The organism is Bacillus thuringiensis (assembly GCF_022095615.2).
GTDB lineage: Bacteria > Bacillota > Bacilli > Bacillales > Bacillaceae_G > Bacillus_A > Bacillus_A cereus_AG.
Genome location: NZ_CP155559.1, coordinates 256,401 through 267,500, shown reverse-complemented (window position 1 = coordinate 267,500; position 11,100 = coordinate 256,401). Strand labels below are relative to the sequence as shown.

Below are 11,100 nucleotides of genomic sequence, written 5' to 3'. Positions count from 1 at the left end.
GCATTCTCAAAAAATGGTGCAGCTCCCTTTGCAAAAAAGACTCCTAATAACGCACAAGCAGCAAAAGCAGTAATCAATTGAATTCTTATACTCTTTCGTACACTCTTTACTAATTTCTCAATTAATTGTCTTATTTTCCTTACATAAGTAAACGGATTAAATATCTTTTTCAATCTTATACCCCACTCCCCATACTGTTTTTATATATCTAGGTTTCCTTGGATTCTCCTCAATCTTTTCACGTACTTTTCGAATATGAACCATTACAGTATTATCAGACTGGAAAGATCGTTCATTCCAAACCTTTTCATAAATTTGCTCTGCGCTAAAAACCATTCCTGGATTACGAGATAGCAATTCTAAAATGGAAAATTCCCTCGGAGTTAGTTTCACTTCTTCTCCCTCTACAATGACTTTATGAGTTGAGATATTTATTTTCATCTCTCCAATTTCTAGCTCGTCCTCATTTTGTATAGCGAAACCATTCATTTTCATATAACGGCGTAACTGAGATTTAACTCTTGCGATTAACTCTAACGGATTAAACGGCTTCGTTACGTAATCATCTGCACCCGTTGTTAGTCCTAAAATCTTATCCATATCTTGTGTTTTCGCTGAAAGCATAATGATTGGCATTTCTTTTTCTTCCCTTACTTTCATACACATGTGGATGCCGTCTACTTTCGGCATCATAATATCTAATACAACTAGATGCACTTCATTTTCTTCCAGTAAACGTAGCCCTTCTTCTCCGTCCCCTGCTTGTAATACTTTATATCCTTCATTCTTTAAATAGATTGTAATAAGATTCCTAATTTCTTTTTCATCATCTACGACAAGTATTGTTTCGTGTGCCACAATATCTCCCCCATCACTTTTTTAATCCCTAACTTCTATTATAGAAAAACTTCTGAAGAAAAACGCTCGGAAATCCTTAAGATTTTCTGAAGACGCAAAAAAGGTCTAGACTCCCCTTAAGTCTAGACCTTTCAAAAAACCCCTTTTATTTACGAACGTAGATGAAATATAGTACGAATAAAACTCCCATAACATACATAATTGGATGAATCTCTTTACGGCGACCACTTACTACCATTGTAATTGGATAGAAGATAAAGCCAATCGCAATCCCTGTTGCGATACTATACGTAAGTGGCATTGAAATGATAGTAAAGAATGCTGGTACTGCAATCTCGAATTTCTTCCAATCAATTTCACCTAAAGATGAAACCATCAAGATTCCTACAATAATTAGTGCTGGCGCTGTTACAGCTGGTGTCACAACACTTAATAGTGGTGAGAAGAATAGCGCTAGCAAGAAGAACCCTGCTGTTACAACTGCCGTAAATCCAGAACGTCCACCCGCTGCTACCCCTGCAGACGACTCAATGTAAGACGTTGTTGTTGATGTACCTAGGATCGCACCGATTACAGTTGCAATCGCATCTGCGAATAACGCTTTTCCTGCACGTGGTAATTTATTATTCTTCATTAATCCAGCTTGATTCGCAACCGCTACAAGTGTACCTGCTGTATCAAAGAAATCGATAAAGAAGAACGTTATAATAACAATCACCATTTGAACAGTGAAAATGTCTCCAAAGTGAGTTAACGCCACACCGAACGTTGGTTCTAGACTCGGTATTGCTCCCACTACGGCTTTCGGAGTATCAATTAATCCTGTTGCTACTCCTAAGATTGCTGTAAGAATCATACCGTAGAACACTGCACCATTAACTTTCTTAATCATGAAGATGATTGTCGTAACAACTCCGAAGATCGCTAGTAACGTTGTGCCCTTTGTTAAATCCCCCAACCCAACAAGAACAGCATCATTTTTCACGATAATTCCGGCATTTTGGAATCCAAGGAAGGCAATGAACAATCCGATACCTGCCGCTACTGCAAACTTTAACTCTGATGGAATTGCATTAATAATTTTTTCACGAATACCTGAAGCTGTAAGAATAATAAAGATAATACCTGACATTAACGTTCCAGCAATTGCTGTCTGCCACGGAATCCCCATCGTTAACACTGCCGTATAAGCAAAGAACGCGTTAATTCCCATACCTGGCGCTAAAGCAATTGGATACTTCGCGAATATCCCCATAACTAACGAACCAATCGCTGCTGCTAATGCTGTAGCAACGAATACTGCACCCGGATCCATTCCTGTACCTGCTGGTAACCCTTTAACGTTCCCAAGTGACAGCGTAGCAGGATTGACAAATAGTACATAAGCCATAGATAAAAATGTCGTTAAACCTGCTATGAACTCTGTTTTATAATTCGTACCGAGTTCATCAAACTGAAAATAGCGTTTCATCTTACGTTTCCCCCGTTATATGATTACTCGCCGTAATCTCCCTAGCCCTCTTTTATCTATTAAAAATAAAAAAGGCTTCCATTGCATATACATGGAAGCGTTCTATGAATAAAGACAAGTTTCCCCTCATCTTTATCTAAACGCCTCGTAGTCAAGCCATTTACGGTAGCTAGGTAGAAACTTTCGGGCCATATCCCCGATATTATACGACGGCATAATATTCACTTTTCGTTTGAATTACATACTCATATTAACTCGACAAGGGGTTTTTGTCAATTTAAAAACGAACATTTTTATAAACTTTTGTATTTTCGTTCGTATTAATGATGAAAACAAAAAGATCCATCTATACATAAATGATAGATGGATCTTTTTTATAATACTATTCCCACTCAATCGTTGCTGGTGGCTTACTTGTTATATCATACACGATACGGTTAACATGTTTTACTTCGTTTACGATACGTACAGAGATTTTCTCTAATACGTCCCAAGGGATACGTGCCCAGTCAGCTGTCATACCGTCGATAGATGTTACTGCACGGATACCTACTGTGTAATCGTAAGTACGCTCGTCACCCATAACACCTACGCTGCGCATACCAGGAAGCGCAGTGAAGTATTGCCAAACTTCGCGGTCTAAGCCTGCTTTAATAATTTCTTCACGTAAAATCGCATCAGATTCACGAACGATTTCTAATTTCTCTTCTGTGATTTCACCTAATACACGAATACCAAGACCAGGGCCTGGGAATGGTTGACGCCATACGATCTCATCAGGAATTCCTAGTTCTGATCCTAATACACGTACTTCATCTTTAAATAACGTGTTTAAAGGCTCAATTAATTTGAACTGCATGTCTTCTGGAAGTCCACCAACGTTATGGTGAGATTTAATTGTTTGTGCAGTTGCTGTACCACTTTCAACGATGTCCGTGTAAAGTGTACCTTGTGCTAGGAAGTCCATTCCTTGTAATTTAGAAGCTTCATCATCAAATACGTAAATGAATTCATTACCGATGATTTTACGTTTTTGCTCTGGATCTTCTACACCTTTTAACTTGTTCATGAAGCGCTCTTTCGCATCCACTTTAATAACGTTCATATGGAAGCCTTCGCTAAATGTTTTCATAACACCTTCTGCTTCATCTTTACGAAGTAAACCGTGGTCCACGAAAATACATGTTAATTGATCGCCGATTGCTTTATGAATTAATACTGCTACAACAGAAGAGTCTACACCGCCACTAAGTGCGCATAGTACTTTTTTGTCTCCAACAGTTTCACGGATTTTCTCTAATTCTACTTCGATAAAGTTCTCCATGTTCCATCCTTCAGAACAACCACATGCGCCGAATACGAAGTTTTTAATTAAATCGTTACCGTGCTCAGAGTGACGTACTTCTGGGTGGAATTGTACACCGTATAAGTTTTTGTCTTCATTGCTCATACCAGCAATTGGACAAGACTCACTTGTTGCATCTACTACGAATCCTTCAGGTAAACCAGTTACTAAGTCACCATGGCTCATCCATACAACTTGCTCTTCTGGAAGGTTCGCATATAATTTTGATTCGTTCTCTACTTTAAGAACAGCTTTTCCGTACTCACGGTGGTTTGCACGTTCTACTTTACCACCGAAGTGTTGTGTCATAAGCTGCATACCGTAACAAATACCGAAAATCGGTAATCCTAGTTCAAAGATTTTTTCATCACAATGTAATGCGCCTTCACCGTATACACTATTCGGTCCACCAGAGAAGATAATCCCTTTTGGATTCATTGCTTTAATTTCTTCTGCAGTAATTGTATGTGGATGAAGTTCACTGTATACACCGAACTCACGAATTCGACGTGCTATTAACTGATTGTACTGACTCCCAAAATCTAAAACGATAATTGTATCATGCTGCTTCTTCAAAATAATCACCCCAACGTTAGTTCTCGTATATAAATATTTTCACCAATTTGGCAAAAAGCATTACTAATATAATAAAAAAAGCCAGTCCTCCGCCTCTAGTCTCATAACAAAGAAAAGGCAGGGGTCTGGCTTTATAAAGAAAGATAGTCTCCGCTCTTTATAAATATAAGACACACTGCCTTCATAGTCAGGTTGTTTACGGTAACCCGGTAGAGACTCTCAAACCTTATCTTTGAGGATATATGAAGGAACGTTTTATATTATCTTCCTAGATTCTAACAATGAAGTATCGATATGGTCAAGAGAGAAAGCGACAAAATTCTACAGAAATTCATTTCCTTTTCTAAAAAACATAAAAAAACATCCATTTCTATATAGAAATGGATGTTTTTTAGGGCAAACGGAATTACATCATTCCGCCCATACCGCCCATGCCCATGCCGCCCATGTCAGGCATTGCTGGTGCATTTGGTTCTGGCTTGTCAGCAACTACAGCTTCAGTTGTTAAGAACATAGCTGCAACAGATGCTGCATTTTGAAGTGCAGAGCGAGTTACTTTAGCTGGATCTACGATACCAGTTTCAAGCATGTTAACCCACTCGCCAGTAGCTGCGTTGAAACCAACGCCTACTTTTTCGCCTTTTAGACGCTCTACAACTACAGATCCTTCTAGACCAGCGTTGATTGCGATTTGACGAACTGGCTCTTCTAGTGCGCGAAGTACGATGTTGATACCTGTTGCTTCGTCACCTTCAGCTACGATAGAAGCTACTTTCGTGTATACGTTCATAAGTGAAGTACCACCACCTGCAACGATACCTTCTTCTACTGCTGCACGAGTTGAGTTAAGTGCATCTTCAATACGAAGTTTGCGCTCTTTTAACTCAGTTTCAGTTGCTGCACCTACTTTAATTACCGCTACGCCACCTGCAAGTTTTGCAAGACGCTCTTGTAATTTTTCACGATCGAATTCAGAAGTAGTTTCTTCTAATTGCGCACGGATTTGGCCAATGCGAGCTTCGATTTGTTGTGAATTTCCGATACCTTCAACTACAGTTGTGTTTTCTTTCGTTACAACAACTTTACCAGCGCGTCCTAAAGATTCAATTGTAGCAGATTTTAAGTCACGACCTAATTCTTCAGTGATTACTTCGCCACCAGTTAAGATTGCGATATCTTCTAGCATTGCTTTACGACGGTCACCAAATCCAGGAGCTTTAACAGCTACTACATTGAATGTACCACGAAGTTTGTTCACTACTAATGTAGCTAAAGCTTCGCCTTCTACGTCTTCAGCGATGATAAGAAGTGGTTTACCTTGTTGTACCACTTGCTCTAATACTGGTAAGATTTCTTGGATGTTAGAAATCTTCTTATCAGTAATTAAGATGTATGGGTTATCAAGAACTGCTTCCATTTTGTCAGAATCAGTAATCATGTAAGGAGATGCATATCCACGATCAAATTGCATACCTTCTACTACGTCTAATTCTGTTGTGAATCCTTTAGACTCTTCTAAAGTAATAACACCGTCGTTACCAACGCGCTCCATTGCTTCAGCGATTAATTGACCAACTTCTTCGTCAGCCGCAGAAATAGCAGCTACTTGTGCGATAGAAGATTTACCTTCGATTGGTTTAGAAATCTCTTTTAATTCTGCAATTGCAGCAGTAACAGCTTTTTCGATACCTTTACGAAGACCCATTGGGTTCGCACCAGCTGTTACGTTTTTAAGACCTTCACGAATCATAGCTTGTGCTAATACAGTTGCAGTTGTTGTTCCGTCACCAGCTACATCATTTGTTTTGCTAGCAACTTCTGCTACTAATTTTGCACCCATGTTTTCGAATGCATCTTCTAATTCGATTTCTTTTGCGATTGTTACACCGTCATTTGTAATAAGTGGTGAACCGAATTTTTTCTCAAGTACAACGTTACGACCTTTTGGTCCAAGCGTTACTTTAACTGCGTTTGCAAGAGTGTCGACACCGCGAAGCATCGAACGACGTGCTTCTTCACTAAATTTAATATCTTTTGCCATAATAATTGACCCCCTTGAATTTTTTAAGATTTATATAATTAACCGATAACTGCTAAAATGTCACTTTCACGTAAAATCAAGTAGTCAGTACCTTCGTATTTCACTTCAGTACCTGCATATTTTGAGAAGATGATAAGATCACCTGCTGCTACCTCTAAAGCAACACGCTCACCATTTTCAAGCACTCGACCAGTACCTACTGCAATAACTTTACCCTCTTGTGGTTTTTCTTTTGCAGTGTCTGGTAATACAATACCACTTGCTGTTTTTTCTTCTGCTTGAACAAGCTCAATTACAACGCGATCACCTAATGGCTTTAGCATGAACAATAACCTCCTCATTTTGTTATGTAAATTTTATTTATTAGCACTCAAGTCACTCGAGTGCTAACACACTTATAATAATAAATAATCTCAATTTCTTTTGCAAGTAAAAAAATCATAATTTTTTCGCAAATTAAGCTATACACTTTTCTATATAGAGTCCCTCTTCTTCTACCTTTACTATATGAATCGTTGTTTCCACTACTCGTATGTTACAATATGAAAGGACACCCTAAGTTGTTTTCGCTACACACACAACTTTCTCCTGTCTTCTATTATAATTTCAAATAAGGATTTACGAAAAAAACATAATTTAAGTGAGGTTTATATCGTAGGTAGCATACTTACATGTTATCCTACCTTATCTCATACACTAGAGTTAGAAAGGATGGTTAAACCATTTGAAAAAACAATATTGGTGGGTTATCGTTACATACATTTTAATGCAGTTATCATCCATTGCTGGATTACCACTTCTGCTGAAAACTGGACTTTATGATAACAGGGGATTTACTAGAGAAGAGAAATTTCAACTCATAACTGGCCACTGGGCAATCATTAGCTTCTTTATTGCATTATGTATCGTACTTTGGTTACTTAGAACAGATATTCGTGACAGGCATTTAGATAAAATGCGCTCTACTGTTCCAGCTACAGTTGGATGGATTTTCATCGGATTTTTCTTAGCACTATTTTCACAAAGTATTGCCGGTATGATCGAAATGCGGTTATTAGGGATTACACCTGGCTCTGAAAATACAGAAAGACTTATGGACATCGCAAGAACGACACCTTGGTTCCTTATCGTCATATCTATAATCGGACCTATTTTAGAAGAAATCGTATTTAGAAAAATTTTATTTGGTACACTTTATAAGAAGTTTAACTTCTTTATTGCTGCTATCATTAGTTCTCTTGTATTCGCAGCAATTCATTTTGATTTCACTCACTTATTGGTATACACTTCTATGGGACTCGTATTCGCCTTTTTATATGTAAAAACGAAGCGTATTATCGTCCCTATCGCAGCTCATGTCGCAATGAATACATTAGTTGCAGTTGCTCAAGTTTTAATGAGCAATGAACAAATTCAAGAAATGATTAAAGAAGCTGAAAAAATGCAAGGCTTTATCGGAGGATTTTTAGTATGAGAAACTCACCATTGTTCATGGCTGCATTGTACTTCCTTCTAGGATGTATCTTTACACGCTTCGCCATTACGAACGTAACAGATACAATCTGGAATATGTGGACAATACTATTCGCAGTTATGGCAACAATTGATTTTAATTTGGCACTTCGCCTTATCTTAGTTAAATTCACAAAGAAAAAACAATAATAAAACGCAGAGGTTGCTTCCTCTGCGTTTTATTGTGGATAATTCTTCAAAAAGTAAACCAGTGTTTGTAGCTCTACTGCTAAATCAATATGATGAATTCTTATATTGTCTGACACATTTAAGCGTGCTGGTGTGAAATTTAAAATACCATGCACATTCGTTTCTGCCAATCTATCTGCTACAGATTGTGCTACTGTAGCGGGTACTGTTAATATTGCCACTTGTATATCAGTTGATAAACGTTCTTCTAATTCATCTAAATGATATACAGGAATGCCCCCGATTTCTGTCCCGACTTTCTCTTCACTAACATCAAACGCCATTTCAATTTTTGTATTATTATTTTTCGTGAAATTATAATGTAAGAAAGCGGTCCCTAAATTACCTACTCCAATAAGCGCTACACGTGTTATATCATCTTGGTCGAGTGTTTCACGGAAAAATGATAATAAATAATTTACGTTATATCCATAACCTTTTTTCCCTAACGCTCCAAAATATGAAAAATCTCTTCGAATCGTTGCGGAATCAACTTTTACCGCTTCGCTCAATTCGGCTGATGAAACACGTTGCTTACCAGAAAGAGATAAGTTTTGGATAAATCGATAGTATAGAGGCAATCGTTTGGCAGTGGCCTGTGGAATTTTTTGCTGATCCATATAACCTCTCCTCTCTTCCTATCTTTATTCATATACTTGAATCAAATACAGAAGTTTAGCACTCATGAATTTCCCTGTATAATAAAGAGAAGCAGTATTCTCTCTTTATTTTAAACTATACACTATTTTTAGTATGATTGAGAAATATAAACATGGCAAAGTTAAGAAATTATTTGAGGTGAAAACATTGATTTTATTACAAGTAAACGCGCTTACGAAATTATACGGTGCAGAAACGATTCTTGCAAACATAAAATTAGAAGTTCAAACGAAAGATCGTATCGCATTAGTCGGACGAAATGGAGCCGGAAAATCTACATTATTAAAAATAATAGCTGGTGAGCTATCCCATGATGGTGGCGAAATTATAAAACCGAAAGATGTCTCAATCGGATATTTAGCTCAGAATACCGGGTTAGAAACGTCTTTAACAATTTGGGATGAAATGTTAACCGTCTTTACACACTTGCAACAAATGGAGACAAAACTTCGAAGGCTAGAGCAAGAGATGGGAAAAGAAGAAAACTTTTCAAACGAGGCTACATATGAAAGATTATTAGCTGACTATGACCAATTACAATTAGATTATAAAGATCAAGGTGGATATCAGTACGAAGCAGATATTCGCTCGATTTTAAGTGGTCTTGGCTTCCCAGTTGAAACGCACCAGACGACGATTTCTACATTAAGCGGTGGACAAAAAACAAGATTAGCTCTCGGTAAATTATTATTAACGAAACCAGACCTACTTATTTTGGACGAGCCTACAAACCATTTAGACATCGAAACATTGACATGGCTTGAACAATATTTACAAGGCTATCCTGGCGCAATACTAATCGTTTCTCATGACCGTTATTTCTTAGATAAACTCGTTACACAAGTATATGAAATTTCGAATAAAGAAAGCAGACGATTTGTTGGTAACTACAGTAAATATTTAGACTTAAAATCAGCATTATACGAGCAAGACATGAAACGTTATGAAAAACAACAAGATGAAATCGCTAAGCTTGAGGATTTCGTTCAAAAAAATATAGCTCGCGCATCTACGACAAAACGTGCGCAAAGCCGTCGTAAACAATTAGATAGAATGGAATTATTGACTAGACCATTAGGTGATTCTAAGTCAGCATCCTTCCACTTCGATATCGAAAAACAAAGTGGAAATGATGTTTTACAAGTAAAGGATGCAACTATCGGCTATGATGAGGATCCTATTATTGAACATGTAACTATGCGCTTAACTCGCGGGGATAGCGTTGCTTTAGTTGGTCCAAACGGAATTGGGAAATCCACATTATTAAAATCACTTGTGAATAAGTTACCACTATTAAATGGTAATGTTTCTTTTGGATCCAATGTATCTGTTGGTTATTATGATCAAGAACAAGCGAACTTAACATCTTCTAAGCGAGTTTTAAATGAGTTATGGGATGAATATCCATTGCAGCCCGAAAAAGAAATCCGTACTATACTTGGGAATTTTTTATTCACAGGAGATGATGTACTGAAACCAGTATCTTCCCTTAGTGGTGGACAAAAAGCTCGATTAGCTCTTGCAAAACTTATGATGCAAAAATCGAATTTATTAATTCTAGATGAACCTACGAACCATCTTGATTTAAATAGTAAAGAGATTTTGGAGAATGCTTTAATTGATTATCCAGGCACCCTTCTATTTGTCTCACATGACCGCTACTTTATTAATCGTGTAACGACGACCGTTGTTGAGTTATCAACAGAAGGTGCACAGGAATATTTAGGGGACTATGATTACTACGTTGAAAAGAAAAATGAAATGATTGAACGCGCAGCATTTGAACAACAAGAACAGCAAGAAAACCAAGCACCTGTTCAAAAAACTGTAGCTCAAGAAAAATTAAATTATCTCGAAGAAAAAGAGCGTAAACAATTAGAACGTCAACGCACTCGAAAAATTGAGGAGCTAGAACAAAATATTGTAGAATTTGAAGAAGAAATTGCTACGTTAGAAGATCAACTTTGCTTACCAGAAATATATGCAGATTATGAAAAGGCTAGTGAAATTACAACGAAAAAGCAAACACTACAAGAGCAACTTGATGCATGTATGGCAGAATGGGAAGAATTACATTTATAAAAGTATGAATAAGAAGGATGTCTCATAAGTCAGGATTTTTGACTATGCGACATCCTTTTTGTCTTTTAGTTGGGATGAACGTCATATTGTATAAACAATTCGACACGACATATCGATTTACCGACAAAGTTTGACATTGTTAATAACTCCTATCATAAGAGCGCATTTCAAAATGTTTTTTAGAGATATCTTCTTGTTATTTATTTCCCGAAAAAGAATACATTTAAAGGTCAGACTTCATCTGATTTATCCACAAGTTTATACACATATCCACCTTTGTAAAATAAACCCCAAAACAACTTTTCCACATTATCCACAATTAACAAAAAAGTTATCAACATTTTATATACACAATAAAACCCACAT

10 protein-coding genes and 2 riboswitches (1 of these 12 cut by a window edge) are annotated in these 11,100 nt (G+C 37.1%); of the genes, 3 read left to right on the top strand and 7 right to left on the bottom strand.

The window, feature by feature from the left end; translation table 11 throughout:
- The 6 genes from ampS to groES all read right to left on the bottom strand — a co-directional run.
- Positions 1-173: the 5' portion of an aminopeptidase AmpS gene (ampS, locus tag KZZ19_RS01555; protein ID WP_237982770.1), read on the bottom strand. It extends 1,333 nt beyond the left edge of the window; only the first 173 of its 1,506 coding nucleotides appear in the window; its start codon is at positions 171-173; its stop codon lies off the left edge, out of view.
- Positions 157-858 carry a response regulator transcription factor gene (locus KZZ19_RS01550; protein ID WP_088094898.1) on the bottom strand — a complete coding sequence of 234 codons (702 nt, stop codon included), beginning with the start codon at positions 856-858 and terminating at the stop codon, positions 157-159. Before KZZ19_RS01550 ends, ampS begins: the two co-directional genes overlap by 17 nt.
- A 145-nt stretch (positions 859-1,003) precedes the next feature.
- Positions 1,004-2,329 (bottom strand): NCS2 family permease, encoded by a 1,326-nt coding sequence (locus tag KZZ19_RS01545; RefSeq protein WP_088094897.1) that lies wholly within the window; start codon positions 2,327-2,329, stop codon positions 1,004-1,006.
- A 128-nt stretch (positions 2,330-2,457) separates the two neighbouring features.
- A riboswitch (purine riboswitch) is annotated at positions 2,458-2,559 on the bottom strand.
- Positions 2,560-2,711: 152 nt separating this feature from the next.
- Positions 2,712-4,250, bottom strand: a complete 1,539-nt coding sequence (gene guaA, locus KZZ19_RS01540; protein WP_131701109.1) for a glutamine-hydrolyzing GMP synthase — start codon at positions 4,248-4,250, stop codon at positions 2,712-2,714.
- 164 nt (positions 4,251-4,414) lie between these two features.
- A riboswitch (purine riboswitch) is annotated at positions 4,415-4,516 on the bottom strand.
- Positions 4,517-4,656: 140 nt separating this feature from the next.
- Complete coding sequence (groL, locus tag KZZ19_RS01535) at positions 4,657-6,291, bottom strand: chaperonin GroEL (RefSeq protein WP_001029984.1); 1,635 nt, start codon at positions 6,289-6,291, stop codon at positions 4,657-4,659.
- A gap of 38 nt (positions 6,292-6,329) precedes the next feature.
- Positions 6,330-6,614 (bottom strand): co-chaperone GroES, encoded by a 285-nt coding sequence (gene groES / locus KZZ19_RS01530; RefSeq protein ID WP_000917306.1) that lies wholly within the window; start codon positions 6,612-6,614, stop codon positions 6,330-6,332.
- A 401-nt stretch (positions 6,615-7,015) separates the two neighbouring features.
- Between groES and KZZ19_RS01525 the strand changes: the two genes are divergently transcribed.
- Together KZZ19_RS01525 and KZZ19_RS01520 are read left to right on the top strand one after the other, a co-directional pair.
- Positions 7,016-7,765 (top strand): CPBP family intramembrane glutamic endopeptidase, encoded by a 750-nt coding sequence (locus KZZ19_RS01525; RefSeq protein WP_237982767.1) that lies wholly within the window; start codon positions 7,016-7,018, stop codon positions 7,763-7,765.
- Complete coding sequence (locus tag KZZ19_RS01520) at positions 7,762-7,953, top strand: YdiK family protein (RefSeq protein WP_001246201.1); 192 nt, start codon at positions 7,762-7,764, stop codon at positions 7,951-7,953. Before KZZ19_RS01525 ends, KZZ19_RS01520 begins: the two co-directional genes overlap by 4 nt.
- A 29-nt stretch (positions 7,954-7,982) precedes the next feature.
- Here KZZ19_RS01520 and KZZ19_RS01515 read toward each other — a convergent pair whose 3' ends face one another.
- Positions 7,983-8,612, bottom strand: coding sequence for a redox-sensing transcriptional repressor Rex (locus KZZ19_RS01515; protein ID WP_000372703.1), 630 nt, complete (start codon positions 8,610-8,612; stop codon positions 7,983-7,985).
- Between the two features lie 187 nt (positions 8,613-8,799).
- Between KZZ19_RS01515 and KZZ19_RS01510 the strand changes: the two genes are divergently transcribed.
- A complete protein-coding gene (locus tag KZZ19_RS01510) occupies positions 8,800-10,734 on the top strand; it encodes an ABC-F family ATP-binding cassette domain-containing protein (protein WP_212667742.1) in 1,935 nt (644 codons plus the stop codon).
- Positions 10,735-11,100 lie beyond the last annotated feature (366 nt).